This is a genomic window from Dolomitihabitans soli, assembly GCF_022213955.1.
Classification (GTDB): Bacteria; Actinomycetota; Actinomycetes; order Streptosporangiales; family Streptosporangiaceae; genus Streptosporangium_A; species Streptosporangium_A soli.
Window position 1 is genome coordinate 36,527 of sequence record NZ_JAKNTW010000040.1, and the last position, 26,339, is coordinate 62,865.

Annotated in this window: 35 protein-coding genes; 10 read left to right on the forward strand and 25 right to left on the reverse strand. The window is 68.0% G+C overall.

The window, feature by feature from the left end:
- Positions 1 to 437 precede the first annotated feature (437 nt).
- Positions 438 to 1,742, forward strand: a complete 1,305-nt coding sequence (locus tag MBA17_RS44090) for a PIN-like domain-containing protein (RefSeq protein ID WP_238504395.1) — start codon at positions 438 to 440, stop codon at positions 1,740 to 1,742.
- A 577-nt stretch (positions 1,743 to 2,319) separates the two neighbouring features.
- On the opposite strand, the gene MBA17_RS44095 is transcribed toward MBA17_RS44090, so the two are convergent.
- Positions 2,320 to 2,730, reverse strand: a complete 411-nt coding sequence (locus MBA17_RS44095; RefSeq protein ID WP_238504397.1) for a GntR family transcriptional regulator — start codon at positions 2,728 to 2,730, stop codon at positions 2,320 to 2,322.
- 108 nt (positions 2,731 to 2,838) lie between these two features.
- Here MBA17_RS44095 and MBA17_RS44100 point away from each other — a divergent pair, with 108 nt between their 5' ends.
- From MBA17_RS44100 to MBA17_RS44140, 9 genes are all read left to right on the forward strand, one after another.
- Positions 2,839 to 3,030 carry a hypothetical protein gene (locus tag MBA17_RS44100; RefSeq protein ID WP_238504399.1) on the forward strand — a complete coding sequence of 64 codons (192 nt, stop codon included), beginning with the start codon at positions 2,839 to 2,841 and terminating at the stop codon, positions 3,028 to 3,030.
- Positions 3,027 to 3,221 carry a hypothetical protein gene (locus MBA17_RS44105; RefSeq protein WP_238504401.1) on the forward strand — a complete coding sequence of 65 codons (195 nt, stop codon included), beginning with the start codon at positions 3,027 to 3,029 and terminating at the stop codon, positions 3,219 to 3,221. Before MBA17_RS44100 ends, MBA17_RS44105 begins: the two co-directional genes overlap by 4 nt.
- Before the next feature lie 526 nt (positions 3,222 to 3,747).
- Positions 3,748 to 4,020, forward strand: a complete 273-nt coding sequence (locus MBA17_RS44110; protein WP_238504403.1) for a site-specific integrase — start codon at positions 3,748 to 3,750, stop codon at positions 4,018 to 4,020.
- 114 nt (positions 4,021 to 4,134) lie between these two features.
- Positions 4,135 to 4,578, forward strand: coding sequence for a site-specific integrase (locus MBA17_RS44115; protein ID WP_238504405.1), 444 nt, complete (start codon positions 4,135 to 4,137; stop codon positions 4,576 to 4,578).
- Between the two features lie 359 nt (positions 4,579 to 4,937).
- Complete coding sequence (locus MBA17_RS44120; protein WP_238504407.1) at positions 4,938 to 5,822, forward strand: hypothetical protein; 885 nt, start codon at positions 4,938 to 4,940, stop codon at positions 5,820 to 5,822.
- A gap of 78 nt (positions 5,823 to 5,900) precedes the next feature.
- Positions 5,901 to 6,278, forward strand: a complete 378-nt coding sequence (locus MBA17_RS44125; protein ID WP_238504409.1) for a hypothetical protein — start codon at positions 5,901 to 5,903, stop codon at positions 6,276 to 6,278.
- Complete coding sequence (locus tag MBA17_RS44130) at positions 6,275 to 7,045, forward strand: hypothetical protein (RefSeq protein WP_238504411.1); 771 nt, start codon at positions 6,275 to 6,277, stop codon at positions 7,043 to 7,045. The genes MBA17_RS44125 and MBA17_RS44130 overlap by 4 nt, the downstream gene beginning before the upstream one ends.
- Positions 7,046 to 7,170: 125 nt before the next feature.
- A complete protein-coding gene (locus MBA17_RS44135; RefSeq protein WP_238504413.1) occupies positions 7,171 to 8,916 on the forward strand; it encodes an FtsK/SpoIIIE domain-containing protein in 1,746 nt (581 codons plus the stop codon).
- Between the two features lie 144 nt (positions 8,917 to 9,060).
- Positions 9,061 to 9,252, forward strand: coding sequence for a hypothetical protein (locus MBA17_RS44140; protein WP_238504425.1), 192 nt, complete (start codon positions 9,061 to 9,063; stop codon positions 9,250 to 9,252).
- A 190-nt stretch (positions 9,253 to 9,442) separates the two neighbouring features.
- Here MBA17_RS44140 and MBA17_RS44145 read toward each other — a convergent pair whose 3' ends face one another.
- From MBA17_RS44145 to MBA17_RS44260, 24 genes are all read right to left on the reverse strand, one after another.
- Positions 9,443 to 9,826 carry a DUF397 domain-containing protein gene (locus tag MBA17_RS44145; RefSeq protein ID WP_238504437.1) on the reverse strand — a complete coding sequence of 128 codons (384 nt, stop codon included), beginning with the start codon at positions 9,824 to 9,826 and terminating at the stop codon, positions 9,443 to 9,445.
- A gap of 174 nt (positions 9,827 to 10,000) precedes the next feature.
- Complete coding sequence (locus tag MBA17_RS44150) at positions 10,001 to 10,231, reverse strand: hypothetical protein (RefSeq protein WP_238504439.1); 231 nt, start codon at positions 10,229 to 10,231, stop codon at positions 10,001 to 10,003.
- Positions 10,232 to 10,377: 146 nt separating this feature from the next.
- Positions 10,378 to 10,719 carry a hypothetical protein gene (locus tag MBA17_RS44155; protein ID WP_238504441.1) on the reverse strand — a complete coding sequence of 114 codons (342 nt, stop codon included), beginning with the start codon at positions 10,717 to 10,719 and terminating at the stop codon, positions 10,378 to 10,380.
- Positions 10,716 to 10,988, reverse strand: coding sequence for a hypothetical protein (locus MBA17_RS44160; protein WP_238504443.1), 273 nt, complete (start codon positions 10,986 to 10,988; stop codon positions 10,716 to 10,718). The genes MBA17_RS44155 and MBA17_RS44160 overlap by 4 nt, the downstream gene beginning before the upstream one ends.
- A gap of 66 nt (positions 10,989 to 11,054) precedes the next feature.
- Entirely contained in the window at positions 11,055 to 11,279 is a 225-nt protein-coding gene (locus tag MBA17_RS44165; protein ID WP_238504445.1) for a hypothetical protein, read from the reverse strand.
- A 114-nt stretch (positions 11,280 to 11,393) separates the two neighbouring features.
- Positions 11,394 to 12,629 carry a helix-turn-helix domain-containing protein gene (locus MBA17_RS44170; RefSeq protein WP_238504447.1) on the reverse strand — a complete coding sequence of 412 codons (1,236 nt, stop codon included), beginning with the start codon at positions 12,627 to 12,629 and terminating at the stop codon, positions 11,394 to 11,396.
- Between the two features lie 184 nt (positions 12,630 to 12,813).
- Entirely contained in the window at positions 12,814 to 13,089 is a 276-nt protein-coding gene (locus tag MBA17_RS44175) for a hypothetical protein (RefSeq protein WP_238504449.1), read from the reverse strand.
- 32 nt (positions 13,090 to 13,121) lie between these two features.
- On the reverse strand, positions 13,122 to 13,610 hold the full coding sequence (locus MBA17_RS44180; protein ID WP_238504451.1) for a lamin tail domain-containing protein: 489 nt from the start codon (positions 13,608 to 13,610) through the stop codon (positions 13,122 to 13,124).
- An 87-nt stretch (positions 13,611 to 13,697) separates the two neighbouring features.
- Positions 13,698 to 14,429: a peptidoglycan recognition protein family protein gene (locus MBA17_RS44185; RefSeq protein WP_238504463.1), complete on the reverse strand. Its 732-nt coding sequence runs from the start codon at positions 14,427 to 14,429 to the stop codon at positions 13,698 to 13,700.
- A gap of 2 nt (positions 14,430 to 14,431) precedes the next feature.
- Entirely contained in the window at positions 14,432 to 14,719 is a 288-nt protein-coding gene (locus MBA17_RS44190; protein WP_238504465.1) for a hypothetical protein, read from the reverse strand.
- A gap of 86 nt (positions 14,720 to 14,805) precedes the next feature.
- On the reverse strand, positions 14,806 to 15,231 hold the full coding sequence (locus MBA17_RS44195) for a hypothetical protein (protein WP_238504467.1): 426 nt from the start codon (positions 15,229 to 15,231) through the stop codon (positions 14,806 to 14,808).
- The gene (locus MBA17_RS44200; protein ID WP_238504473.1) at positions 15,231 to 17,063 is read right to left on the reverse strand and encodes a hypothetical protein; all 1,833 of its coding nucleotides are present in this window, start codon (positions 17,061 to 17,063) and stop codon (positions 15,231 to 15,233) included. Before MBA17_RS44200 ends, MBA17_RS44195 begins: the two co-directional genes overlap by 1 nt.
- A 29-nt stretch (positions 17,064 to 17,092) precedes the next feature.
- Positions 17,093 to 18,925 carry a phage tail family protein gene (locus MBA17_RS44205; RefSeq protein WP_238504474.1) on the reverse strand — a complete coding sequence of 611 codons (1,833 nt, stop codon included), beginning with the start codon at positions 18,923 to 18,925 and terminating at the stop codon, positions 17,093 to 17,095.
- 80 nt (positions 18,926 to 19,005) lie between these two features.
- Positions 19,006 to 19,437 (reverse strand): hypothetical protein, encoded by a 432-nt coding sequence (locus MBA17_RS44210; RefSeq protein ID WP_238504475.1) that lies wholly within the window; start codon positions 19,435 to 19,437, stop codon positions 19,006 to 19,008.
- A gap of 1 nt (position 19,438) precedes the next feature.
- Positions 19,439 to 20,056, reverse strand: a complete 618-nt coding sequence (locus MBA17_RS44215; protein WP_238504476.1) for a hypothetical protein — start codon at positions 20,054 to 20,056, stop codon at positions 19,439 to 19,441.
- Positions 20,057 to 20,058: 2 nt separating this feature from the next.
- A complete protein-coding gene (locus MBA17_RS44220; protein ID WP_238504477.1) occupies positions 20,059 to 20,313 on the reverse strand; it encodes a hypothetical protein in 255 nt (84 codons plus the stop codon).
- A 27-nt stretch (positions 20,314 to 20,340) separates the two neighbouring features.
- A complete protein-coding gene (locus tag MBA17_RS44225) occupies positions 20,341 to 23,559 on the reverse strand; it encodes a phage tail protein (protein WP_238504478.1) in 3,219 nt (1,072 codons plus the stop codon).
- A 236-nt stretch (positions 23,560 to 23,795) separates the two neighbouring features.
- Positions 23,796 to 24,230: a hypothetical protein gene (locus MBA17_RS44230; protein ID WP_238504479.1), complete on the reverse strand. Its 435-nt coding sequence runs from the start codon at positions 24,228 to 24,230 to the stop codon at positions 23,796 to 23,798.
- Positions 24,230 to 24,691: a phage tail tube protein gene (locus tag MBA17_RS44235; RefSeq protein WP_238504480.1), complete on the reverse strand. Its 462-nt coding sequence runs from the start codon at positions 24,689 to 24,691 to the stop codon at positions 24,230 to 24,232. Before MBA17_RS44235 ends, MBA17_RS44230 begins: the two co-directional genes overlap by 1 nt.
- 15 nt (positions 24,692 to 24,706) lie before the next feature.
- Positions 24,707 to 25,123 carry a minor capsid protein gene (locus tag MBA17_RS44240; protein WP_238504481.1) on the reverse strand — a complete coding sequence of 139 codons (417 nt, stop codon included), beginning with the start codon at positions 25,121 to 25,123 and terminating at the stop codon, positions 24,707 to 24,709.
- Complete coding sequence (locus tag MBA17_RS44245) at positions 25,120 to 25,476, reverse strand: hypothetical protein (RefSeq protein ID WP_238504482.1); 357 nt, start codon at positions 25,474 to 25,476, stop codon at positions 25,120 to 25,122. The genes MBA17_RS44240 and MBA17_RS44245 overlap by 4 nt, the downstream gene beginning before the upstream one ends.
- Entirely contained in the window at positions 25,473 to 25,787 is a 315-nt protein-coding gene (locus tag MBA17_RS44250) for a hypothetical protein (RefSeq protein WP_238504483.1), read from the reverse strand. The genes MBA17_RS44245 and MBA17_RS44250 overlap by 4 nt, the downstream gene beginning before the upstream one ends.
- Positions 25,788 to 25,789: 2 nt before the next feature.
- On the reverse strand, positions 25,790 to 25,981 hold the full coding sequence (locus MBA17_RS44255) for a hypothetical protein (protein ID WP_238504484.1): 192 nt from the start codon (positions 25,979 to 25,981) through the stop codon (positions 25,790 to 25,792).
- Positions 25,981 to 26,328 carry a hypothetical protein gene (locus MBA17_RS44260; protein WP_238504485.1) on the reverse strand — a complete coding sequence of 116 codons (348 nt, stop codon included), beginning with the start codon at positions 26,326 to 26,328 and terminating at the stop codon, positions 25,981 to 25,983. The genes MBA17_RS44255 and MBA17_RS44260 overlap by 1 nt, the downstream gene beginning before the upstream one ends.
- Between the last annotated feature and the right edge of the window lie 11 nt (positions 26,329 to 26,339).

Here is a 26,339-nt window from a genome sequence, read left to right on the forward strand (position 1 = left end):
TCATCCCAAAGGGCCTTTGAGCTGGGCGCGGCCGGGAGGATTCGAACCCCCAACCTTCTGATCCGTAGAGGGAGAATCGCTCGTGTTTGGTCATGCCGCCTACCTGCATAAACGTCCGCCCGACAGCTATAGACGGCCTACCTTGGGAAGGTATTGGGAACAATCCATCGCTCGACAAGCGTGAGGGGGGTAATATGCCCCCGATTCTCGGTGCCCAGTGATCTCCAGGTTCACCGACGCGCCATAGAGGCCCCGTGACCTGCGCGTGCCACCGACTCCGCAATCCGTTGGATGCCGATCGAGATTCAGGCGTAGTCTCGCGGTGTTGAGCCCTCGTTTCTCTATCTGGAGGCGTGCGTGACCGCCCCTGCTTGGCTGCCGTACAGCGAGGACGAGACATGGAACTATCGGAACTAGACAATAGGAATTGAGCAAAAGTGGCTGATCTCGACAGCGAATTCCGTGAATACTATCCTCCAACGGATCAGCAGCGGAAATCCGCCATAACTGAAGGGCTTGTGAGCTTGGATGCGAATGTCCTACTAGATGCTTATAGGTTCAATCCTCAAGCACGCGAAGAGCTATTCAATGCTCTCGAAAAACTAGGAGACAGGCTGTGGATTTCCCATCAAGTAGCCTTAGAGTTCCACAAGAACCGTATAATCGTAATTGGCGGACAGTCAGGCGCCTACGCCGCCGCCCTCAAAGCTCTCATGGATTTCCACAAACATTTTGAGGATAGCGTGCATCCCAAGCTAAATAAATTGGGAAATACGGTAGCCTTAACCAATGGCGAGCAAGCCACGATTGTCGACCCCCTTATCAAGGGAATAAAACAAACAGTGGCGGCAATCAGAGATTTACAGGAACGGCACGGCGTCAGCCTTGGCATGGTCTCAAAAGATCAGGTGCTGCACCGCTTGCAGGGGTTACTCAAAGGAAAGGTGGGCGATCCTTTAAGCCCCGAAAAGGAGAAGGAGGCACGGAAGGAAGCGAAGCGCCGGGTGGAAGAAAAAATTCCTCCCGGATATGCCGACTCGGAAAAAATCGATCCAGCAGGAGACTACCTTCTCTGGTACCAGACTCTCGAAGAAGCGAAGCGCAGGAAGCAACCAATTCTCTTCGTTACGCGAGACGTCAAAGAAGACTGGTTTCGAAGAGAGAAAGGGCAAACGATCTCGGCAAGGCCCGAACTAATCAGGGAAGCAAAAGAAATAGCCGACACTCCGCTAATCATCATGGAAACACAAACTTTCCTGCGAAACGCCCGTGAATACTTGCATGCAGTAGTAAGTGATGAACTGCTCAGCCAGGTAGGGAATCTTCCAGAGGTAAGTTCAACCGAGGAAAGTGAGACAGCGCCAACAATCCGCCTATCGCGAGGCTCGCTACGAGCTATTGAACAAAATATTGCTTTACTAATAGGAAAACTAGAAATCGAGCAGGCAGAGATGGACCGAGACAAGGAAGCTCTAAGAGAATTCGCGATCAACCCACATATATCCCGCATGGAACGCCGCGAATTCGAGGAGCAGTTGCACCGGACGAGAGTTAAATCTGAAAATCTATACCGCAAATTAGAAACCGCTAGACGTGCACAACTCGCGATCCGGCGTCCTTTGCATGAAGGGCGCACTGGATTCGATTTCCGAAGTCACGAATGGCATACTATTAGATCTGCAATGGGGGCCCTCGGGCTAGGAGACCTCTCATCGAACGATGGCCGCCTTATGCCAGATTAGTCAGAGAAGCCACCGAAGAACGCACTCAAAGCCCGCGCCCTATCTTCAATGACCCGCATACGAGTTGCCCTCTCCGTCGAATCCACATGTGCCGCCTGACTGGTCATCTGGCCTGGCCACTTCGGTAGAGCAGACCGGGCCTCTCCGAAAAGTACCCCTCGCTGACCGTGTCCGCAGCGATAAGAAGACCTGTATCGTCCGACGCCGGCAGGGCCATCCAGCCGCCAAGGGCGAGCAAGAGATCTCGGCGGATGCAGAGGTAAGCAGGGTGGACCTGCACGCGGCAGTCGTTGGCTATCGCCGGGACGGGTGCCACGAAGGGGCCATCCCCTGCCACGAGGGGTGCCACGAACCGTGGCCCCGGCCTGACCTGTAACCCTCCCCCCAACCCCCGCCCGGCACGCTCGCGGGGTGCCACGCGATCAAGAGCGGGTGTCGGGCGTGCTGGCACGAACTGTCGGGAGGGTGTCACGGGCACTGTCGCCGGGGCGTCGTGACAGGTGTCACGAGGCGCTGATCTGTAGCCCCTTGCCAGAGACCCCCGGCCCTCACGCGGAGGTGTCGCGGCTACCTCGGGTCAGTCCGGGACGCGTACCTCAGCAGCATCCGCGGGGAGCACCTCAGCGTCGACTCCCGGCCGCTCAATGACCAGCACCCACACGTCTTCCGCCAGCTCGAAGGTGGCCCGTTCGGTGTCGGTCGCACGGCGAGCGAACACCCTCGATCCCGGCCCGGCCTCCGCCAGCTCGACCGCGCCGGCGCGTACGTACGTCCCGCGTCCGCTGACCGTGTGCACCAAGCCGAGTTCTGCAAGGTAGGCGACGGCTCGGCGTACCGTGTCGCGCGCTACGCCGAACTCCTGCTGCAACCGTGCTTCGGACGGGAGTGGCCGGCGAGGGCGAAGCGTGCCAGCCTCGATGCGCGACCGCAGGTCAGCGGCTACCTGACGGTAGACAGGCACATCGGAATCAGGGTCAATCTCGCTCACCTGACTGACCGTAGATATGCGCCCATCCGCCCCCACATCCAGCTCTGTATACCTGGATGGATGTAGACAGGTGTATGGACAGGTGCATAGCGGCGTAACCGTGCCGTCATGGCCTCGGACCCTCACGAGATCGCTGACACAGAGATCGCCGAATTCCGCGACGTGACCCAGCTCGATGACGGCACATGGCGGGCCGTGCACCGCGCCACCGAAGACGAAGTCGTCGCCGGCGACTTCGCGGAGCTGCGCCTAACCACGATGGCGGTCCGCTGCGCCTGGCCGCTGCGGGAGACTCCGTGAAAGAGCCCACGCCACCCAGGAACCTCCTGGACTTGGAGGTTCAGCGCTGCCTGCATGAGACGCCTGACGAGCCGTACGTGCTGGGCGAGGAGGCCGCCGCGCGCGCCCAGAAGATGGGCATCCCACTGAGCAGGGTCCGGCTGGCGATCCGGCAGATCGTTTTCAAGCGGTTGATCGCCGATCGCCTCTGAGGCTGCCTGGGAGGGGGCGTCACCTCCCTCCTGGGCTTGGGCCTCGCCCGCCGCTGGTCGCCAGGCAGTGACGGCGGACGGGCGAGGCCCCTTCTACTCCCGGTCGCCGTGCCGCGCCCGAAGCTGCGGCGGCCGGGCCAACCTCCTTATGCCTGTACGGCGAGCTCAGCAAAGATCGCGCTTTCGGGGGTCATGGCGTCGACGAAAGAGCCAACCCACGGTCACCGAAGCCGGGCGCGACCAGAGCCATCGGACAACGCCTCATCTTTGGTCGCTGATCGCTAATGGAGACGCCGGCTAGGGCCCGGCGCTCGGGTCGCTGCCACCAGCCGCAAAGTAGCGCCGAGTAACCACTGTTACTCTGTGTGGTCGCGAGGGTTGGTCATCTCCTGTTCCACTGGGCCAGCGGACCTGGTGCAATCACCAGCATGGCTGGTAAACCCCTGCTTCTCCGCGCAGCCCTCACGCTGGCCGCGCTCCTCACGTCGGCTCGAACCGGCGGCACCGTGTCATCCTGTCCAACGCCATGGCGTACGCAGTAGAACTCAACTTGCTTGAGAAGAACCCGATCTCAGACCTGAAGGGGAAGCCAGCCAAGACCACGTTTCAGTTGGACCGCCGTGCGGTCGTCAACCCGGACCAAGCCCGCGCTTTGCTCACCGCCATTGCGAAGCGCAAGCCAAGCGGCCCTTTGCTGATGCCCTTCTTCGCCACCCTGTACTTCGCCGGTCTGCGCCCCGAGGAAGCCGTCAATCTACGGGAGAAGGACCTGACATTGCCCGATGCGGCAGACACTTAGAGCGAGATCTACCTGACCACAGCCACCCCGGACGTCGGCAGAGAGTGGACCGATTCCGGTGAGCAGCGCGATGAACGCAGCCTGAAGCATCGGGCCGTAGGTGAAGGCCGCCCGGTGCCGTGCGCCCCCGAACTCGTCGCCATCCTTCGCGCCCACCTCAAAGAGCACGGCACCGGCCCCGGTGGTCGGGTCTTCCATGGGGTGCAGGGGGATGTGCTGGCGACGTGCACGATTCAAAAGGTCTGGGCCAGGGCCCGAAAGGATGCCCTGACCGCCGAAGATCACGGTTCGCCGCTGGCCAAACGGCCCTACGACCTTCGCCACGCCTGCCTGTCCACCTGGCTCAACGCGGGGGTACCCGCCAAGCAGGTAGCCGACTGGGCAGGCAACAGCGTGGAGGTCCTCCTACGCACCTACGCCAAGTGCCTCGTCGGTCAAGACGAGATCGCCATGCGCCGGATCAGCGAAGTCCTTCGCCCTGGCACGCGGGAACGCATTGGGAACGCCCAGCCGGATACAGCCGATCAGGACCGGACACAGCCGGACGCCGGACGCTGATCGAGAGACGAGAAAGCCCAGGTCATCGCGGTGATGACCTGGGCTTGCGTGTGGCGCGGCCGGGAGGATTCGAACCCCCAACCTTCTGATCCGTAGTCTCCGGCGGAGGGTTTTGCCCGGTTCGCTGAAGTCCACTTTCCCTGGTGGCGGCACCCTTCGAACCCTCGCGAACTCCCCCGAACTCACGCCCGTAGCTACAGCCGTTGCTACAGCACGGTGCACGGTGCCCTCGTTCCGCCCTTGCTCTCGCGCCCCGCCTTCGAGGCGCTCGGGGGCACGGCAAACAGCAATGCGGGCCTGCCCGGTGTGCGACCACCAGACAGGCCCTGGAGCGGCACCTCCCTAGAAAGGCACCACCCTTGACGCACCACCGTAAGCCCCTCAACGGCGAGGGCAGCAGCACCCCCCAGGCCACGCCCCGCAATGCCCCCGCCCCAATGTGCGCACCGTGGTGCACCTCCACCCACACCGGTGAACGCCTCGACGAGCTGACCCACCACAGCCAGAACGCGCCCATCCCTCTCACCCTCGGCCCCCGACCGGCCGCGTTGAGCGCCGACCTGGAGCAGTACGACGGCAAGGCCCCGCAGATCGTCCTCATCGAGGGCGAGGCCAGGCCGAAGGGTGCGCCGGTCCTGGAATGGGAGCGGACGATCACCCTCGCCGAGGCCGCCCAGATCGCTCGTGCCCTCGACCGGCTCGTCGTCGACGGAGCCACGCGGCCCGCCGCCGAGGGGTGCCGGGCGTGGTGCGCGGAGCACGACGGCGACGGCGGCGTCTGCCACGCCAGCCTCCCCGCCCCGGCCGGGAACGGCCAGGTCGGCCTGACGTACTGCACCGAGGACCCGGGCGACGGGTTCCGGGTCTACCTCGACCGGTGGGACGGGCTGCGCCTGGCCGAGGCCGAGCAGCTCGCCCGCGTCCTCGACCAGCTCGTCGCCAAGGCCGCCATTTCCAGCCTGTGTCCGCCGTGGTGCGTCGTCGAGCACGACGAGGTGAACGTCGAACACGTGGGTGCCGCGACCGTGTTGGGCGACGACATCAACGTGGTCGACGAAGACGTGTTCCTGCCTGAGGTGCTCGGACAGCTCCGCGAGCAGCCCGGCGACACCATCCGATACGCCGTCACCTGCACCGCCCCCGGCGGTGCCGTGGAACTGGGTCTCCCGGCCGCCGAGAAGCTCGCCTGGTCGATCCTGCGTGAGGTCATGGTCGCCCGGCACATGGCCGGCGACCTCACATAGCAATACGGCCCTGGGCCGGTGCGTCAACACCAGCCCAGGGCCTCGATCACCATCCCCTGCGTACACAGGAGAGAGACCGTGTCGAACACCGTACCCACCCCTGTCCGCCCGTGCCCGCCCTGGTGCCATCAGCGCGGCCAGTGGCACCCCACCGCCCGCACCCGCACCCACCGCGTGCTGCTCGTCGACGTCGAACTCGGCGACGACGCCACCGTCGAAGTCCTCATCTGGCAGGACGAGATCGACGGCCAGCTCGCCGCCCCGCGCGTGCGCGTCCTCTACCTCTCCCACCCCACCCCCAGCGAACTGGCCGCCGCCCCGGCGTGGGTGGACATGCCCGCCGACGCCATCGGCCACCTGGCCGCGATTCTCGACCTGCTCACCATCCAGGCCATGCCGGATTTCGTGCACGCCCTTGAGCGCGCCGTACGGCTGCTCACTGAGGAGACCCGTTGAAGCGCTGGCCCCTGATCCTGCTCGCCCTGCCCGCGGCTGTGGCCACGTGGTCCGGATGGGTCGGCCTCGGTGAGAAGACCGGCTTCGGCGTCGTGCAGCTGCTGCCCGGCATCGTCGACTTCGAGATCAACACCGCCATCACCCTGCCGATCGGAGTCGAGGCGTACGCTGCGTTCGCGCTGTCGGCGTGGCTCACCTCGGCCCCAGTGGGCGAGTCGACGCGCCGGTTCGCGAAGTGGTCCGCCCTCGGCGCCCTGGTGCTCGGCATGCTCGGACAGGTCGCATTCCACCTGCTCGAGGTCGCCGGGTACACCACGGCGCCCGTGGGCGTGACGGTGGCCGTGGCGTGCTTGCCGGTGCTGGTGCTCGGCATGGGCGCCGGACTCGGCCACATGCTGACCCGCGACGCGCAGACCGAACCCGTGGAAGTCGCCACCCTGGTCGTGCCCGTCGAGGTACACCGCGAGCCCGTGGTCGAGGAGTCAGGTACGCCCGGGGCCGCACTCTCTGATCCGATCGACGTGACGGATAAGCCGGAGGTCGAGCCGGTTGAGCCTGTGATCCCGCCGCAGGTCGCAGACGTACCCGAGCCCGTCAGAGACGTACCTGAGCCGACCGATCTTCACCTGCAGGCGGCGTCGACGTTCTTCTTCGACATCGCCGCCGGCGACGTGCCGGGCGTCCGCCAGATCAAGGACCGGCTCAACATCGGACAGGAGAAGGCCCAAGACGTCCGGGCGTACCTGGCCACTCTCGCCAACGCCTAGCCCTGTACCCCGCCCCCGGGCACTGCCGTCCAAAGCCCGCCCGGGGGCGGTCCCCACCCCTGAAGGAAGGGATCTCCATCATGTCGGAAACCTTCGATCGGCCCCAGACCCCGCCATCGTTTTGGGTGAAACGGGCGCCCGTCCGTGCCCGCGTGAAGGTGCTCGCGCACCGCGTACGGTCCGGCAAGTACGGCTCCCGCACCGTGAGATTCGCCTACCGGACCACCACCGCGCCGCTGACCGGAACCAGCCGCCTCGCCGGGACCGCGTGGCGGTGGATCCGCGCCGACGACTACGCCGGGACGGACGACTACGTGTTCCGTGAGAAGGTGCGCACCCGGCGCCGTCGTACGGCGTGGCTGACCGGCGCCGGGTATCTGGCCTCGACCGCCGCGTCGACGTCGCTGTGGGACACAGCCGCGCCGGTCCTGTCTTTAGCCGCGGTCCTGTCGGTGGGCACGGTCGTCGAGGTCCGGAAGCGGATCGTCGACCGGCCGGTCCCGCTGAAGTTGCCCGGGTTCAACCGGAGAACGCCAGCGGAGAACACCGTCACCCGCGCGGCCATCGACGCCAAGCTCGGCCGCGCCGAGGGGATGAAGCTCGCCGGGCCAATCCTCACCGAGGACGGCGGCTGGTCGACGGTGCTGCAGCTCCCGCCCGGCCAGCGCGCCCGGAACTGCCTCGGCAAGGAGGCCGACTTTGCTTCGGCGCTCGGCGTGGGCGAGACACAGATCGTGTTCGAGCTGATCCCCGAACACGCCGGACGCCTCGCCGTGTATGTCAGCAAGTCCGACCCGTTCCTGAAGCTGTACCCGTCGCCGCTGGTCGGGCTCACTGACCCGCTCGACTTCTGGCAGGGCATCCCCGCGGGCGTGAATGGGCGCGGCAAGGTTGAGCAGCTGCGCCTGGTCGACGCGTCCCTTCTCGTCGCCGGCGAGCCTCGCGCCGGGAAGTCCGCCGCGGTGAACCAGATCATCGGGTCGGCAGCCATGGCGGTAACCCCCAAGATCCACTTGTTCGACGGGAAAGGCGCCGGTGATCATCGGCCGTGGCGTCGGATCGCCCACACCGCGATCAAGAGGAACGCGCCCGCCCTGCTCACCCACCTTCGGAAGATGCAGGACCGGATGGAACGCGTCTTCGACCTGCTCGACAACGCGGGCGGCGCGAGCAAGCTCAACCCTGAGTTGTGCCGCCAGTTCGGGGTCGACGTCGAACTCACCATCGTGGACGAAATGCGGTACTACGTCACGTCGCCGCAGGGCCCCGAGATCGTCGAGGTCGCCGCGGACATCGCCTCGCGCGGCCCGGCCGCCGGCGTGGTGCTGATCCTCGCCACGCAGCGCATGACCAAGGACGGCCTGCCACCCGAACTGAAGGGCGTTTGCTCCCTGAGGTGGTCCATGAGGGTCGCCGACGTGATCGCGTCCAACGCGGTGCTCGGCGCCGGGGCGGCCGGTGCGGGCTACGACGCGTCCGACATCCCCCGGACACATCGCGGTGTCGGCATCCTCGACGCGGACGGCGCCGACCCGATGAAACTGCGCTCGTACTTCCTCGACGATGACGGCCTGGCCGCTGTCGCCGCCGCGGCGTACGCGCTTCGGGAAGCCGCCGGCACGCTGCCGGAGCGGGAGCGTGATGAGCCGGTCGAGGATCCGGCGGTGGAGATCCTCGCGGCGTTCGGTGGGGCCGATCGGATGCACACGGTGCAGCTCGCCGAGGAGTTGGGCGACGGCTGGAATGCGGCCCGGATCGCCGCCGTGCTCAAGCCGTACGGCATCGCCCCGGGTGACGTGAAGATCGACGGCACCAACCGCAACGGCTACCGCCGCGAGGACCTGTTGCGCGTGATGAACGGGTCTACCTGAGGGTCGACCGAGCCTCTACCCGCTGAACCGGGTCTACCTCGCCTCTACCGCCTCTCACCTGGGAGGTAGGGCCGGTAGACCCGTTCAAGCCCTTCCCCCTTTTCAGCCTCTCCAGGGCCGTTGGAGCCCTCGAAGGGACACACCGTGGAACTGATCCTGATTCTCGTCACGCTGGCCGCCATGTACTGGGCTTGGGACAGGCGCCGGCACCCGATGAAGCGCTGCCGGTCGTGCCGCCACTCACCCGGCCTGAAGGTCAGCAGCTTGAACGGGCAGGCGTTCGGCGTCTGCCGTAGGTGCGGAGGCAAGGGCGAGGTGCGCCGGTCTGGCCGGTGATGTTGGGGCCCGGCCGCCGCGGCGTGATGCACGGCGGCCGGGAGTCACTCGCCCTCCGCTGTCTCCTCCGTCTTCTTCCTCACCCTCAGCGTCGCCTCGACCCGGGCGTCATGCTGAGGCCCAGGGCACGGTTGGGTGTCGAAGTCGATGCCGCAATAGCCGCAGTGGAATTCGGCGTACGCCACGATGGCTACAGGCTGGCCCTGTGCACGGTCTCCACGTGTCCGCTCACAGGCTCGGTGGTGAGGCTGTCGAACACGCCCTCTCGTACACCCATCGTGAAGATCTCCCAGTTCCGCTGCGTCGTATGGACCGGCCTGGCTGTGGTCCCGCCCGGCCAGTCGGAGATGTCGATGGCGAGCATGCCGGTGTCACCGACCAGGGTCGGCTTGAACTGGCCGGTCTTCACGTCGTCGAGGAACTGCCGCCACTGGTGCAGCGACACGTAGACGCCTGGGTTGATCTCATCCGCTGATTCTCTGAGAATCACGACGTGAGCCAAGCTCGCGAGCTTGGCCTCGACGCAGTTGCCGCCGTTGCCGCTGGCAGTTGTCCAGCCGTCTTCCGTGATCATGATCTCTGTCCTGTTCTCTTTGTTCTTTGTCGGTCGCTGCTGGTGCTGGTGTGCTGGACCTCCCATCCGCGGTACGAGTGGGGGCCTGGCAGACCCTGACGCAGGGCACGGGTGTGGACGCGCCGAGGTCTGCCAGGGGTCAGGGCGGCGGCTGGCGCACGCCGGGCTGCAGGGCTATCCCGACCGGATGCCGGTGAGGATGCCGTGCTGCTTGCTGAGCGCCTGGCCGAGCTGGACGAGGTCGGGGCGGGCTATCTGGTGGATGACGCCGAGGGACCGTTCGATGCCGGTCGGCGGGGTCGTCTTCGTCGCCCACCACCAGCGGCCGAACTGGTGAATTCGCCATCCCGGGTACGTCTGCTCGAGCACCGCGAGGATCTTCTGTTCCCGCTCCGTCAGCTCCACTCGCTCGCGTGTGGATGGCGCGGGCAGGCTGGCTCCTTGCGTGGCCTCGGCCTGCCCGCGCCCCGCACGGGCCGTAGTCCCCTCTCCGGCCTCGTACGGATGGGACGGCCAAACGGGCTCCGCACCGCTTGGCCTGCTCTGGGGAATCACCGCGGGTCGCCGTCTTCGACGCGGATCCCGCCGGTGGCGGGGTCACGTGAGATGCGCATGAGCACCGGCGAGTAGATGTAGGCGGGCCGGCGGGTGGACGTGTCGAGTACGGCGGCGCGGAGCGTCCCGGCGGCGCCGGGGTCGGGCATGCCGCACATGGCCTGGAACAGGTCGGTCATCGCCTGGTGCCGGAAGCCGGTGACGCCCGACTTCTTCCGGTCGGGGCCGGCGACGGCTTCCCACACGTACATCAGCGCCGGGTCGCGGCGGGGAGGCCCGAGCAGGGCGGGCGGCGCCGGCACGGCCGGGGTGGGGAGGCGCTGGCCGTTGGCGTTCACCGGGCCGCGACCCGGCTCGCGTCCTCAGCGGCGCGCATCTGGTCGACGAGATCCATGGTGTTGCGCGCCTTCACGATCAGCACGCCGGGGCACTCCCATATGGGGGCGGCGTAGAAGCGGCGGGACGCCACGCCGTACCAGATCACCCAGTGCGGCTCGCGCCGGTCGAGGCTGGCGGCGGCGGCCTGGCGGTCACCATCGAAGACGCGGCGGGGCACCTTCACCCGCAGCCGTCCCGTCGCGTGCCGCGCTGTTCTAGGGTGTTTCACGGGTCGCAGCTCCTCTGCGATCAAGGAGCCCGTCGAGCGTCGTAAGCGTCTCGGCGGGTTCCGCTTCTACGACGTGGCGTCAGCATCCTTCAGGAGCTCGCGAAGGGTGAGGATGTCCCGAGCGCGCAAGACACGCTCATCGTCCTCGCGGTGGCTCGCCACCCAGTCACCGTGACAGCCATCCTCGATCTCGCGTTCGACCAGCCACTCGACGTAGGTGGCCTGCACTTCTTCAGCGATACTCGGCCAATGCCCGCGTAACTCGGCCTGACCTGGCTCTTGTGGACGCATAACCCACACCTCCGACAGGTGAACGGTAAGGAATGGGGAGAGCCCTACAACAGCAACGAGGCGCAGCCGTTGGGCTGCGCCTCGTTCAAAAGGACTACGTTACGTAGCCCTCCTCTAATTATTGACGCCGAGGAAGTCGGCGAGTTCGCGTTGCTCTCCACTGGGGACGCGAGTTCGCGCTTTCAGAATATCCTCTGCTGTGTCCTTTGCCCGTTGCTGGTAACGCAGCCATCCGGGACTCTTCGCCTTGAGAGCCTGAAGGACCTCCGTCGCGCTGTCGGCATCACCCAAGTTGAGAAGGGCGCGTGACCGCTCGATCTGGCCACGGTTCCAGGTCGAAGAGTTGGGGCGGCCGGCGGCCGGGGAGATGTTGTTGAAGGCGTCCAGCGCGCGAGCGGGCTCGCCTGAGACCATCTCGACCTCGACGCGCATCAGAGCGACCGACACCGGCCCGAACGCGACATGCCCCGAGAAGCCGTCCTGCTCTGTGCCGAGCCGGGCGCCTGCCGTCTCGGCGAGCGACAGATACTCGTGAGCCTCGCTGGTGCGGTTGTTTCGTACAGCCGCGCCCGCCGCACGCAGCAATATCCACCCCCACGCCGCCAGCTCGTCAGCCGTGGCGTCCGACATGCGTGGCTCGATCTCGTTCGCCGTGTCCGCGCACAGCCGTTCCACCTCCTCGAGGCGGCCCTGCCGCAGCATCGCCCACCCCTGGCTGCACACCGCCGACGCGGCCAACGGCACGTCCCCGATCGTCAGGGCGTCGCGTAGGGACTGCTGCAAGGCGGCGAGGGCGAGGTCGTGGGCGCGGACCTGGATGAGGTAGCGGCCGGCCAACCCGAGCACGTCGGCGCGTAGCCGTACGGCCTCCTGGCTGTCGCTGCCGTCGTCGAACCGGCCGACGTGGTAGTGGGTTGAGCGGATGAGCGCGGGGAGCACCTGGGCAAGGTGGTCGTACTTGTCGCCGTGGTAGGCCAGCGCAATGGCGTCGACCGCGTCGCGGAGTCGGGGAAGCGCGACGTCGTCCCAGTCAGCCGTGCCGTACATGGGTACGCCGCTGATGCTGACCGGGGGCGTGATGGCCGCTCGCATGGCGGCGAGCAGCGCCACGTTCCCCGTCTCGGCGACGGGCTCGGGAGACCCAGGGGTGATGAACCACACGGTTGTCACGCCGAGCGTCTTCGCGATCTGCCGGTATGTCTCCATTCGGGCGGTGCCGCCCTGCTCGATCTTCTTGATGCATTGGACGCTGAACCCGGCTGCTTCGGCGAGCCCTTCTTGGGTGAGTCCGCGGCGGTGTCGTAGTTCTCGGAGTCGTGCACCTGGATCGCTTGAGGTACCTTCATACATAGCCCTGCCGCCTCTCCTGAAGACCTCGACATTTTCAGGCTAGGCGTGTGGGGCTTATTCATGCCAGCGGTTGGCGCTACCTGCATTTTGGAGTCGCCCCCAGAAATGATGAAACGCCCTGAACATGAAAGAACAGCCCCCCACCCTCCCGAAGGAGGATGGGGGGCTGTCGTGGACCTGACGTCTAGTTCAGGTAGGTGCCGTGCTGGCCCTGCGGGAGGCCCGCCTTGTACGTCGGAACCTTCGTCGAGCCGAGCAGCACGCCGACGAGCGGCCACCGGCGCTGCAGCGTCGAGACGGTCGCCTGGTAGACGGTGGTGGCTGCCGCGCCGACGCTCGCCCCGACGGCGAGAGCGTGCTCGGGTGCGACGTCGAAGCCCTTGGTGCCGAGCCACGCGGCCAGGCCGCCGGCACCGGCCGGTACGGCGGTGCGGATCCAGGACAGGATGAGGTCGTGCATGATTTCTCCCGGGTGGGGATGGCGGGTCAGGGTCAGCGGACGTAGTAGCCGCTGTCGAAGTCGAAGCTGAACGACGTCACGACGTCGCCGTTGGCCTTGCGGACGGTGAGCGTGTCGCCGCCGTTGTTGATCCAGTGGCCGTAGTAGCCGCGCCGGAAGTCCATGAAGAACGCCTGCGTCTTGTTCGGGTCGGTCTTGTTCACTCCGGCCGCCGAGGAGACCACCACGAGGCCGCCCGCCTTCACCTTGGTGCCCGCCGGGAAGGTGTAGCCGTTGGTGTGCTCGTCGTCGGCGTTCCGGTAGCTGTCGTGGACCTTCCAGCCGCCGATCTCCAGTTCGGCACCCGACGTGTTCTTCAGGTAGATGGCCTCCTGCCATCTGTTGGCGGCGGTGTCCGCCCCGGTCGCGTTGTAGTTGACGCGGGTCACGCTCAGGTCCGGGTCGGCGGCCGCCGACGCGCCCGCGGCGGCCAGGCCCACGACGGCGACGGCAGCGGCCAGGGTGAGAAAGGTCTTCTTCACTCGGGAACTCCTAGTTGGATTCGTCGATCCAGCCGGGGACCCGGCCGAACCCGTCGTCGTCGAGCAGCTGCTCGTCGAAGTCATCGGTCATGCGATGCGGAGCAGCACCGGCCACGTGAGCGGGCCGACAACGCCGTCCTGCTTGAGCCCGGCCGCAGCTTGCAGGCCCTGCACGCCCGCCTTGTGAGCCTCAGTGAACGTGGTGTCGTCGGCGCCGTCGAGGCCTCCGTAGTCCCGTGCCAGCAGCAGGTAGTGCACGGTTTTCACGTGCCACCCCTTGTCGCCTTTTCGCAGCGTGGGCAGCTTCTTCACGAGGGCCTCCGAGGGGTCGAACGGCTTCGGCTTGGGGGTGGCGGTCTTGAGCGGCATCCCGGCGTTCACCCACGCCTGCAGGCGCGGCCCGGGGCAGTCGGTGGCGTACCGGTCGCCGTGCCCGAGGAGGCGCAGTGTCCGGCCGGCCCGCCGGCTCGCCTCGCCGTACAACCACGCGATCGCCTGCTTGGCCGCCTCGGTCGGGTTGTCGTCGCCGATGTAGGCGACGGACTCGCCTGAGGTGTTGTGGTCGGGGCAGTGGGCGCCCACGACGCACCAGCCGCGGCCTTCGTAGATGGTGCCGAGCTCGTCGACGAGGAAGTTGTAGCCGACGTCGGACCAGCCGTTGCCGTCGAGGTGGTACGCCTGGATCGCCTTGACGGTCTGCGTTTTCGGGCCCGCTGTGTGGTGGACGAAGAACTCGGTGCGCTGCGACCACGTGACGGTGTAGCGGGAACGGGGAGCGCGAGCACCCCAGTTCTTGCGGGAGATGATGGCGTACGCCACGGTCAGTCCTCCTGAGGGGTGAGGTGCTCGTCCAGCCGCGCGGTGGTCTTCTCCACCCGGTTGACCGCGTCCCGCAGACTGGTGCCGCCGTTGGGCTTCAGCTGGGCTTCGATCCGTTCCAGGCGCTCCATGACGCCGAGCCGGGCGGGCACTCCGCGGCGTGCGGGCTCGCCTTGCCAGTCGTCGACGAAGTCTCCGAAGCGCTTCATGCCGCGCAGGATTTTGACGGCGACGACGGTGCCGCCGGCCAGTACGACCAAGGCACCGCAGACAGCCAGAATCTCGGTCAAGAGGGGGTACTCCGATCAGGGGAAGGGGGTGCCGCCCGCTGGTCCCTTTACTGCCGCGTCGACACGCGCTCAGCGGGCGGCATGATCTAGACCGTGTCCCAGATGGGCACGGTGCGGCCGCTCTCGATCACGGAACGCAGACACACCTGCAGCATCGCCGCGTCAGCGCGCAGGTCGTTGTAGTTGCTGGCGGTCGGCGTGCCGCCGATCGTGGCAGGGCTGTCGAAGCTGCCCGGGTACTGCGGCGCAGGGCCGGGCGTGACCGGCGGTGCCGGTGTCAGCGGATACGCCGACCCGCTGGAGTCCTTCCAGTACGGGGTGCCGCCGGACGCGAACAGGTAGCCGCCGCCGGCCGGTGTGCCCGGCGTCGCCGCGGACGGCAGCAGGAACGCGCCGGAGGCTTGCCCGATGGTCAGGCCGGGCCCTGCCCGCTGCCCTGATTCGAGTTTCTCGATGCGGCGGGTGAGGTCGCGGATGATGGTGGTCAGGTCCGATCCGAACTGCTCGACCATTAGGTCACCTCCGGGCTGGCCAGCACGAGCGTGGCCTCGTCTTTGCCGTGGCCCTTGCCAGCAGGTTTGATGGCGATGCCGATGATGCGCTCCGAAATGTCGAGGCCCGCCCCGCCGTCGACGCGCTGGTGCCAAACGTCGGTGAGGACCAGGCGGGCGTAGTCGCCGAGGTCCTGCATGGTCAGCGACGCGTTACGGCCCAGGAACACCGTCACCGTGCGGACCCACAGGGCGCCGCCGGATGCGGCCGCGACCCGCTCGGCGTAGTTGTCGAGCGTGGTCTGGTCGGTGGATTGGTGCGGGTGGTCGACGAGCCGGTCGATCCGCGGGAAGCCGGCCGCCCGGTGCGGGGTGGTGACCATGGCCGAGTAGAGCGGGGAGCGGTCCTCGGTCGCGTCCGCCTCCGGGGTGCCGCCGCGGGCTTGGATGTCGGTGCCGCCGCGCAACGCGTCGATGTCGAGGCTCATCTCGACGATCTCGCCGCCGTGCGGGCTGCTGGTGAACACGTGCTCGGTGCCGGAGCCGAGCTCGGGATAGCCCCACTCCCACGTCGACTCGACGCCGGTCCCTCCGACCGTCTCGTTCACCACGTACTCGAACCCGCCGCTGGTGCGGGCGAACTCTGCGGCGACGCGGCCGTAGGTGGTGCCGTCATCCGCCTTGACCGTCAGCGGCCGGGTCACGCCGGAGCTGCCGGACTGGAACAACAGGCCGATGTTCGCGCCGGGCTGGCTCTGGGCGTGCTGCAGGAGGCTGCGTACGTTGGCGACCTGGTCGCCGGAGTAGGACAGGTCTTGGCGGACGCGGACGGAGAAGGCGTGGGCGTCGAGCGTGGCTCCACGCAGCTGCACGCTGATCTTCCCGTCGCGGCCGAAGGTCATGCGGGCCCCGGTCAGCCAGTAGCGCGGCTGCAGCACCCCGTCGCGCCAAATACGGATCTCGATTCGGCCGGGCCCGGTGGTCAAGTCCGACTTGAAGCGGGGGATCACCCGTCTCACCGCGGCGGCGACCCGCGCGTTGGGGATCGGCAGCGTCGCCGTGAACGTGCCCGGCTCACTGATGCGTTTGTCCAGGCCCGGATCCTGCGGATACAGGTCGTCGCGGTATTCGCCGGTGAGGAAGTCGTGCGCGGTGTAGCGCCACAAGCTGCTGCCTTTGCCGGGGGTGAACGCCGGGGTCGGGGGTGGCGGCGGCACGTAGTCGCCGGCGATGACGACGAGGGTCCACGCCTGCCAGAGGAGCACGCCGCCGGTGGACGGGGTGATGGTCAGGTCGGGCAGGCCGGTGCTGGACAGCATCACCTTGGCGCCCGCCCACGCGGCCATCGTGCCCGCCTGGTCGCGCGCCTGATGCGCGATCGGGTACGACCCGCCGGGCGTCCACGACAGCAGCGGCTCGAAGTCGACGCCGACCACGTACCGCAGTTCGATGCCGCCGGCGGAGCCGGGCGAGGCGTCCGGGATGAGCGGGGTGGGGTTGCCGATGCCCTCGCCGCCGCCGTCGGAGACGAGCAGCAGGCCGGCGACGGTGGCGCCGCGCAGGTGCACGATCGTGGCCGTGCCTCGGGTGCCGCTCTGCTGGGCGATGGCGTAGCTGGTCGGGTTGAGCGTGCCGGCGACCTGGGTGAACAGCCGGGTGCTGGGTCCACCGGTGGTGCCCTCGTCCTGGGGAACCCAGGTGCCGCCGCCGTCGATGCCGATGTCGGCCAGCGCGCCGCGGGAGGACACGATCGCGATCAGGGTGTCGCCGGGCTGGACGCCGGGCGGGGCGTCGATCTGGTCCTGGGTGCCCTCGCACGCCTGGACGCGGACGCGCAACGGTGTGGCCGCCATTGCCGGCACCTCCCTTCCTTACGCGGTGGTCAGGTGCTGGCGTGGCGCCACAGGACGTTCATCAGGGTGCCGCCGGACTCGGCCGACCAGAGGAGCCGGTTGACGCCCGGCCCGAGGACGAAGTCCTTTACCGACGTGCTGCCTTCGATGAGGGTGGTCAGGGTGTCCACGCCGTCGACGGTGGCGTTGCCGTATTTGACGTCGATCTCCAGTACCTCGCCGTCGGCGAGGTCGACGTCGAATCCGAACACCCGGTCCAGGGTCAGGTTCTCGACCTGGGGCGTGGTGCATGGGCCGGGGATGCGGTAGACGACCCTGGGTGATGCTTCGTTGCCGTCGTTGAGCACGTCGGTCTCGACGTCGATCGGGATCGGGAGAGACTGCCGGATTACGGAGAAGATCTCCGGGCCCGAGCAGATCCACTGCAGGCCGCCGCGCATCCGCCCGAGGCGGGCGTTGCGGTCGATCTTGCCGGGCGCCCGGTTGGACAGGTGCGCGTACACCAAGTACGGCTCGGCGTCGTCGAAATCCCAGATGACCAGCGCGCCCTCGTCCTCGGTCTGGGATCGGCCGGTGGCCATCTGCAGGTCGCGCAGCAGCTGGCCGACCTGCAGCCGGGGTGCTTTCAGGAGGGTGGCCCAGTTCAGGATCCGCTCACCGAAGTAACCCTGGCCTGGGTAGGAGCCGTTGGCGTTCGGCTGGTCGACGTTGCCGGAGATGTACGGTGCCGAGTCGCGCCAGCCCTCCAGCTCCTGCCACGAGTAAGGGGTGCCGGAGCCGAGCAGGAACCCGTTCCACTCGATCTGCCCGGCACGGACGATGCGGTCGCCGGGCAGCGGCGGCACCGACACGACCGGGCGGGGCATGGCCGCGCCGACGGCGATCGTCGACAAGATCACCTCGGCGCTTGCCTGCACGACCGGGGTGGGCATCGCCGCAGCGGCCGCGATGGTGGCCGGCGCCGCCGAGGAGCTCGCCTGCACGGCCGGGGTGGGCATCGCGGTCGCCGCGGCGATGGTGCCCAGGAGGACGACTTCGGCGTCCTCGGTCGTCACCGACGGCGTCGGCATCGCGACGGCGGCCGCGATGGTGGCCGGGGTCGAGCTGGCGCCGGCCGAGGTGGCCGGCCGCGGCATCGAGGTGGGCACCACGATGGTGGCGGGCACCGCAGACGCGCCTGCGGACACCGCGGGCGCCGGCATCGCCGCGGGCACGGCGACGGTGGTCAGGGTCACCTCGGCGTCCACGGACGCGCCAAGGATCTCCAGCGCGACCCAGTGCCAGTCAGCCGTTGCCGATCCTGTCGCGTCCAGATTGAAGGTCACGACCTGGCCGGCGGTTGCGGTGTTGGCGGCCTTGGTGGCGGCCAGGCCCGCCGAGGCGTCGCTCAGTTGCCACGCATACTCGTCATCGGTGGAGCTGGGGGCGGCGAGATAGGTGCTGTTCCCCTCGATCGCCACGAGGAACGCGCGCGACCCGCCGGCGGTCGAGGTGTAGGCGGTGGCCGTGGCGTTATTGGTGGTGGTGCTGCCGGTGCCGGTGGTACCGATCGGGCTGCTGGGGTGCTGCCCCGTAACCACCCAGACCCGGAGTCCACCGTTTGTGCCGCCCGCCGTCACGGTGATGCCCGACAGCGCCGTGGGATTGGGGGCGGTGTAGAAACGCAGCCCAGCGACCGACCCGTGGACGACCCGCTGCGTCCACGTCCGCGCAGTGCCTGAGTTGCTGATGGTCGGGCTCGAACTGTAGGCGCCTATCGCCGCCACCAGTAGAGACCCTGCTGGAGGAGAGAAGGAAGGAGAGACGACTGGGGAGAAGTCGACGGCGCCGGCGGGGGTGGATCCGTGGATCGCGATGGGCATGCCCGCCCCCTCTCATCGTGTGGGCGGGCATGGAAAAGGCGGCCACGCGGGCGGCCGGCAGACCAGGATCGGACCCGGTTCTACGGGGTCAGGTCGTAGGTGAGGACGCCGTTGGCGTGCGGTGTGACCAGCAGCGTCCCGTCGGAGGTGTTGACGGCGTCGACCAGGTCGATACCGGCCATCAGCTCGTCGGCCTCCGCCGCGGCGAACATCTTGATGAACCTCACACCGCTGAGCGTGGAGCCGGTCCACTGCAGGGCGTTGAACGAGAACTTGGACACCCCGGCGCCGGGCCTGCTCCACGCGGTCCCGGCGATGACCAGGCCGCGCGCGGTGTAGCCGGTGCCGACGATCTCGTCGGTGCTGCTGTAGACGGTGTCGCTGTTGTAGTTGACGGCACCGGCTCCGGTGGCGTTGTACAGCGCCGCCTTGTGGTCTTCGGCGTCCCAGCTGAGCGCGACCGCCGCCTCCATCAGGTCCTCGAAGGAGATCAGGTACACCCCGGAGGCCATGTCAGTTACCGCCCTTCTCGTCGCGCCGGCGGTTCACGGTCGACCGGACGCTGATCGGTGACAGCGACACGTCGGCGCTGCCCGGCGGCAGATCCGGCGGCACCGGATCGCCGGCCACCTGGCCGCCGAGCTCCTCCAGCGCCCGCCGCATCGGCAGCGCCTCCTCGATCGTGGCGGCCAGCTCCTGCCGGGCCGCGAGCAGGAGCGCTTCCAGGCGGGCCCGTTCCTGCGGGTCGTCGCGGGCGTCGTCCGCGCCGTCCTTGACGAGGATCGGGGCGGCCAGGCGGCGCATCAGCTCCGGGATCGTCGAGGTGGACAGTTTGACGATCGCCGCCTCCCGCCGGAGCCACGTCCGGGACTCCTCGTAATGGTTGGCCGCGTCGACCTTGACCCGCTTCGCCTCGCGCACCGCTGCCCGGGCGGTGGCCACGGCCGGGTCGTCGCGGGCCTGGTCGCCTGCGGCGGTGACGGCCTGCTGGTAGGCGGCGACCGCGGCCAGGTAGGCGGCTTTCGCTTCCAGGTGCGCGTCTTCGATCGGGTCGAGTGCGTCTTCCAGGGCGCGCACCGCGTCCCGCTCCTGGCGGCCCCGCCGCACGATCCTTTTCGTCCTCACGGTCATGATCAGTCCCTCTCCACTGTGATGCCGGTCCAGCCGTTGACGCGTAGGTGGGGCAGGACGACGTGCGCGTCCTGCCCTTCCCAGCGCATGCGTACGCGGTTGAACTCCGACCTGATGACCTTGATCCAGTGGCCGGTCTCGGTGTCCTTGTATTCGGTCACCAGCGGTTTGATCCGATGCGACCAGCCCTGAGGGCGGACCGCGACCGACTTCAGCCGCCGCAGATCAGCCGGTGTGTATGCCTGCACTTTGGGCATGTCAGACCACCCTTTCTGTGCTTGGGGTCAGGCGAGGCCGCGGGCCATCACGTTGAACCCGACGGTTTTGCCGATCTTGTCGATGTCGGGTTCCTCACGGACGGTCGAGCCGGACATGTCGACGTTGACCGTCACCCCGCCGGCTTGGCGGAGGAACTCCTGACCGGGTCCGCTGCCCATCGGGATGCTGTACCCGGGGTCTCCTGTCACCCACCCGGCGCCGAGCTGCGGCCCCTTCTCCGGCTTGGCCACCTGGGGGACGCCGAGAGCCTTGCCCACGACGCCGGCCATCGCCTGCTCGACCGCGCCCTTCATGCCGACGATCCCCTGGATCCACCCGGCCATGGTGTTCATGCCGATCTCCGCCATGACCTGACTGGGAGATTTGATCTTCAACTCTTTCTTGATCGCCTTCACCAGGGCTTGGACGACCTTCTGCATCTCCGCGTCCAACTTCTTCAGGCTGTCCTGCAGACCGGTCAGATAGCCGGCACCCGCCTTCTTCCCGACGTCATACAAGGCGTCGGCGCCGCTCTTGCCGAGCTTCTTCGACATGGTGTCGATCTGCTTCTGCGCCTTGTTGATCGCCTTGATCTCCGAGCCGTCCGCGCCGACGAGCGACTCCGCGAGACTGCCGCCGGCCTCGACACCGGCGTCGATGATCTGCTTCAGCGTGGCCTTGTTCAAGCCGCGGCGGGCGAGCTCCTGGATGTTGTTGGCGAAGTCCTTGAGCGCCTGCCCGCGGTCCTTCAGTCCCGTCAGGATGTCGCCCGGGCCCGCGCCGTCCTCCAGCTTCAGGCCGGTGATGCCCGCCCACTCCGCGGCGTCGCCGGCGACCTGCTTGGCGTACTCCTTCGCGTCCGCCAGGCGCTGCACGAGCGCCTCGCGCTGCAACGCCAGGTCCTCCAGCGACTTGTTGCCGGCCCTGATGTAGATGAGCAGCCCCTCGGCGACGTCCGGCTGAGACTTGAACGCCTCCTTCACCGTGGTGACCATCTTCTCGACGGTCGCCTTGACGTTGCCCTCCTGCTCCGTCAGGCCCTGGATGAGGCCCTGCATGGTCCACTTGCCGATGTCGGCGAACACCTTGCTCGGGCTGGCGATGCCGAGCAGGTTCTTGGCCCCCTGAATCGCGCCGTCGACGACGCCCTTGGCGGCGTCGACCACCGCGGTGGCCATGTTCTTGATGCCGTTGATCAGACCCTGCACCAGGTCTTTGCCTGACTGCAGCAGCAGGCTGCCGAGATTGCCGAGACCGGTCACGATCTTGCTCGGCAGGTCCTTGATCCAGGCCACCATCTCGGTGAACTTGGTGACGGCCCAGTCCTTGGCGGCGCCGAACCATTCGGCGAACTTGCCAGGCAGTTTGCCGACGTTGTTGACCAGCCAGGCGATCGCCTCGGCGACCTTCTCGATGATCCCGGCGGCGAGCTTGACGAACCAGCTGATCACATCGGCGATGATCGAGATCAGCTTGGTGAGGATCGGCAGGACCGCGCCGAGGATCGTCCCGACCAGCTTGGCCAGGATCGAGATGATCGGGGTGACGGCCCCGACGATCTCCACCAGGGGCGGCAGGATCGGCGTGAGGGCGCCGAGGAGCTCGCCGAACACGCCGACGATCTCCACCAGGATCGGCGCCAGGGCGAGCACCAGCTCGCTGAGCACCGGCAGGATCTCGCCGATCAGCGGCGCGAACGCGCCCAGCAGCTGCCCGACGACGCCCACGATGGGCGTGAACGCGGGCAGCAGCCCGATGACCGCTGAGATCACCTGCATGGCCACGGGAGCCAGCGCGGACAGCGCGGTCACCAGAGCGGCGCCGATGGTCTGGGCCAGCTGGGTGATGACGGGCATCAGCGGCATGACGGCCTGGACCAGCATCGACAGCGCCTGGACCAGCATCTGCCCGATCTGCCCGGCGACCTGGGCCACCAGAGTGATCAGCGGCGTCAGCACCGGAACCAGCGAGCCGATCATGGTGGCGATCTGCAGCAGCAGCGGAGTGACCACCTGAACGGCCTGCGCCAGCACCCCGCCCAACGTCTGGGCGAGCGCCGAGATCGGGCCCAGCAGCGGCGTGAACGCGGTGACCAGGGTTTGCAGGACTTGCACCAGGGCGCCGCCGAGCGCGGCCACCAGCTGCCCGACGATCGGCAGCAGCGGCGCGAGCGCGGGCAGCAGCGCGCCGATGATCTGGCTGGCCAGCGTGGCGATCGGCGGGAGCAGCGGCGCGAGCGCGGTGATCAGCTGCCCGAACGCGCCGGCGATCTGCCCGATCGCGGGAGTGATCGCGGTGAGCGCGGTCACCAGGGCGCCGACGAGGACTTGGGCGACCTGGGCGAGCACCGGCATCAGCGCGCCGGCCAGGGTGGAGGCGAGGGCCAGGATGGGCGGCAGGAGCGGCATCAGCGCGGCGATGAACTGGCCCAGTGAGGTGATGATGGGGCCGATCACCGGTCCCAGCGCGGTCAGGGCCGCGCCGAGGGACGCCGACAGGGCGGCGGCGATGGTCTGCAGCCCGGCCATGAGCGGCCCGACCAGGACGCCGGCGAAGTTGACGAACGCGGCCAGGAGCGGGCCGAGGGCCTGCAGCAGCCCGCCGATGCCGGTCACCAGCTGCGCCAGGAATCCGCTGTTCTGCGCGAACGCGGCGCTGATCGGGGCGAGGAACCCGGCGAGCTGCCCGCCGACCGTGCCCATCACGCCGGCGAGCTCGCCGAGCATGGGCGCGACCGCGCTGACGATGCCGCTGATCGCGGGGAGCAGCGGGCCGAGCATCGCCTGGGCGCCGGTGGTGAACTGCCCGATGAGCGGCGCGATCTGAGCGAACATGCCCTGCAGGGCGGGCGCGATCTGGGAGGAGAACGTCTCCTTGACCCGGCCCGCCATCGAGGCGAGCGGGCCTTCCAGGACCGACGCGGCGTCGGCCAGGTCGCTCTTGACGGATGTGCCGAGGTCGGCGAAAGCGGCCTTGACCTTCTCCGCCTCCATCGCCGCGGTGATGCCGACCTTGGCGATGGACGCGACGACCTTGACGTAGGCGCCGGCCAGGCCGGCGGCGACGCCGACGCCGGCGGCGCCCAGGCCCATGAGGGCGCCGCTGGAGACGAGGGCCGCGCCGGAGATCTTCCCGGTTGACGCCGCGACGCCTGACAGCGCCGAGTGGGTGCCGTCGAGGGTTTTGCGGAACGCGGAGTCGTCGGCGGTGATGTAGGCGACGAGCTCGCCGATCGTGAGCGACACGGGAGATTCACCTCCCGGGTGTTCAGGTCACAGCGTGCCGATGAAGGATTGCGCGGCGTCGCCGCGGAGCTCGATTGGCTGGCGGGCCAGCAGCTGGCGATACAGGGAGTCGGCGGACAGGCCGTTCAGCAGCACGGTGAACTCGCTGTTCGGCAGGTCGGGCAGCTCCCGGCGGGTGATGCCGTACTCCCGCCGGAAGTCCGCCTGGACGGCCCACCAGAATCTGCGGACCGGATCTACTTCTTCCGGTTCGCGGGCTGTGCTTTTCCCCGCTCGAGGACCCGGTCGTAGGCCTGGCGGAAGGAGATGTCGGTCCCGGATGCCTGCGCGATCGCCCAGGCGAGGACGGTCTGCAGCTCGGTGGCGCCCATCCCGGCCTCGATCCAGGTGTCGAGCACGTCGCCGCCGAACACGTCGGCCAGGAGGCTGGCGATGTCCTCTTCCTTGTCGGAGTGCTGCAGACGCTCGATCTTGCGGGTGACACGCAGCGGCAGGTCGCGCGGCACGGTGACGGTGACGCCGCGGATCACCTCGGTGCGGGGCTTCTGGTCGGCCTCGATCTGGGACCAGAACGCGTCCCAGGACGCGTACTCGCCGGGCTGACCGGGCTCGGCATCGGCGTGGCGGACGGTGTTCTCGTGGTCGACCTCGACCGGCTCGGAATTCGGCATCAGGCCACCGCCGCCGTGGTCGTCGCGCCGCTCTTGGTGAGGGTGGCGCCCCAGCTGCTCTTGTCGTTGTTGCCGCCGCCCTGCTCGGCGAGGGTGAACGTGCACGTCCAGATCCGCCATTGCGCGTCCATCGGGTGGCGGAAGCGGATCTGGCCGAGGCTGTCGTAGCCGACCTTGTCCTCTCCGCACATGGCCTCGACGCGGGCCCGGCCGGGCGGCAGCGCGCCGGTGGCGTCGTCCTTCATCAGCTGGCCTTCCAGCTCCATGCTGGCGCCGCGCTGCATGATCTCGCCCTCGTACACGCCTTCGCTGTCGAAGTCCGTGGTCTCCGTGGTCTCCTCGTTCTCGCCGAGGTTGACGTTGACGTTGGTGAGGTTCTCGACGGTGAGCCACGTGGGGGAGACGTTGCCGTCGCTGACCTGCAGGACGATGTCGCGTGCGTTGATACGACGCTGGGTCATAGGGGTTACGCCTCCTCAGACGCGGTTCACGGTGGTGCGCTGCACGTCGCAGCGGACGTTGACGGTCCACGACGGCCGGTTGTTGCCGTCCTGTCCGATGGGTATGGGGCCGCCCTGCAGGCCGACCATGAGTTCCAGCCAGGTGCCGCCGGCCAGCGTCCGGTTGTCGAGGCCGTGCAGGCGGTCGTAGACGGCTTGGGCGCGTTCCTCGACGGCGTCCTCGTCGTCAGCCGGGCCGCGCACGCGTATCTGCAGGTTGACCTGATCCCACGGGTTCTTGCTGTCGGACTCCGGGCCCGGGTAGCGGGACACGACCAGGCAGGCGTCGGGCTCGGGCGGGGACTTGCGGAGGAAGATGTCGCCGGCGGGCCCGTCGTAGACGCCGAGGCCGAGCTCGGCGAGCAGCCGGCCGAACTCCTCCAGCGGCGTCACCGCAGCTCCTGGCCGAGCTCGGCGGCGATGATGCGCCGCATCTCGTCCTGCTCGGCGTGGAACGGCGCCTCCAGGTACTTGCTGGTCTTGCCCGCGTCGTGGTCCAGCTCGAGATCCTCGTGCTGCACCACGGCGTACTCGCCGTCGAAGGACACGGCGGCCCGCAGCTGCGCGGCGTCGGAGGTCGCGGTGCCGGTTTCGACGAGGCCGAGGTGCTCGATCGGGGTGACCTCCACCGCTTTGTCCAGCAGGTGCTCGGCGGCGTTGTGCAGGCCTCGGGCGGTGGCTGCCCGCTCGCGCGTCTTGGCCAGCCCGCCGTGCCACTTCAGGTCGAAGCGGATCTTCGCGGTCACGTCAGCGTCACCTCCAGGTGGTCACGTACCGGGCCGGTCGCGCCCTCGCGCCGGTTGGCGGTGATCACGGTCGTGGTCCGCCCGGAGGGGACGGTGACCTTCGAGCGGGGCGGGATGGTCGCGCCTGGGTTGAGATACACCGTGGTCTCGGAGGTGACCTCCTCGCCGGCGGTGTTGCGGACCAGTTGCCGCTTGTCCTGCACGTAGCCGCGGTAGGTGACCGCCGCGCCGTAGGTGGCGCCTGACGGGCCGGTGCCGAGGTAGGGCTGCACGGTGATCGTGTGACGCAGCAGATGATCCGACAGGGCCATCGCTACCTCGCGCGTGGGCGCGGCGACTCCGGCGGCTCGGCGGGCTCGTCCGGCGGCGCCTGTACCATCACCCGCCAGCCGCCCTTCTCCTCCAGGGCGGCGACGCCGAGCCGGGTGTCCTCGTAGGATCCGTCGGCGGCGTAGACACGTTCGAGGACCTGGCCCTCATCGTCGACGCGTTCGTAGCGGCCCATCAGTCCAGCACCGCCACGGTGACGCTGGTCGGGGTGGTGCCGGCGAAGTTGATGTGGACGGTCCCGTCGGCCTGCCGGAACTCGGGCCCGAACGGGCCGAACAGCTTGTGGCCGGCCGCGGCGATGGTCCCGCCGCCGTCGGCGATGGCGCGGTTGCCCCGGCCGACGGTCTGCGGGGTGGGGAAGGTGACGGTGATCGAGGCGTCGTCGCCGTTGAGGATCCAGACGCGCCGGTCCTTGGTCCACATGAAGCTGTTGCCATCGGTGAGTTCGGCGGCGGTGTCGACGGCGGTCAGGTCGATGCCGTCCTCGCTGGAGGCGACGGCGGTCAGAGCGGTTCGTGCCACGGTGTTTCTCC

Coding starts and splice junctions, on each gene's coding strand:
- MBA17_RS44250 (WP_238504483.1), bottom strand. CDS start 25,787: ATGGCCCTGTCGGATCATCTGCTGCGTCACACGATCACCGTGCAGCCC.
- MBA17_RS44235 (WP_238504480.1), bottom strand. CDS start 24,691: ATGACCCAGCGTCGTATCAACGCACGCGACATCGTCCTGCAGGTCAGC.
- MBA17_RS44145 (WP_238504437.1), bottom strand. CDS start 9,826: ATGATCACGGAAGACGGCTGGACAACTGCCAGCGGCAACGGCGGCAAC.
- MBA17_RS44170 (WP_238504447.1), bottom strand. CDS start 12,629: ATGTATGAAGGTACCTCAAGCGATCCAGGTGCACGACTCCGAGAACTA.
- MBA17_RS44215 (WP_238504476.1), bottom strand. CDS start 20,056: ATGACCGTGAGGACGAAAAGGATCGTGCGGCGGGGCCGCCAGGAGCGG.
- MBA17_RS44220 (WP_238504477.1), bottom strand. CDS start 20,313: ATGCCCAAAGTGCAGGCATACACACCGGCTGATCTGCGGCGGCTGAAG.
- MBA17_RS44255 (WP_238504484.1), bottom strand. CDS start 25,981: ATGGGCCGCTACGAACGCGTCGACGATGAGGGCCAGGTCCTCGAACGT.
- MBA17_RS44230 (WP_238504479.1), bottom strand. CDS start 24,230: ATGCCGAATTCCGAGCCGGTCGAGGTCGACCACGAGAACACCGTCCGC.
- MBA17_RS44195 (WP_238504467.1), bottom strand. CDS start 15,231: ATGGTCGAGCAGTTCGGATCGGACCTGACCACCATCATCCGCGACCTC.
- MBA17_RS44165 (WP_238504445.1), bottom strand. CDS start 11,279: ATGCGTCCACAAGAGCCAGGTCAGGCCGAGTTACGCGGGCATTGGCCG.
- MBA17_RS44210 (WP_238504475.1), bottom strand. CDS start 19,437: ATGGCCTCCGGGGTGTACCTGATCTCCTTCGAGGACCTGATGGAGGCG.
- MBA17_RS44175 (WP_238504449.1), bottom strand. CDS start 13,089: ATGCACGACCTCATCCTGTCCTGGATCCGCACCGCCGTACCGGCCGGT.
- MBA17_RS44110 (WP_238504403.1), top strand. CDS start 3,748: ATGGCGTACGCAGTAGAACTCAACTTGCTTGAGAAGAACCCGATCTCA.
- MBA17_RS44100 (WP_238504399.1), top strand. CDS start 2,839: ATGGCCTCGGACCCTCACGAGATCGCTGACACAGAGATCGCCGAATTC.
- MBA17_RS44200 (WP_238504473.1), bottom strand. CDS start 17,063: ATGGCGGCCACACCGTTGCGCGTCCGCGTCCAGGCGTGCGAGGGCACC.
- MBA17_RS44205 (WP_238504474.1), bottom strand. CDS start 18,925: ATGCCCATCGCGATCCACGGATCCACCCCCGCCGGCGCCGTCGACTTC.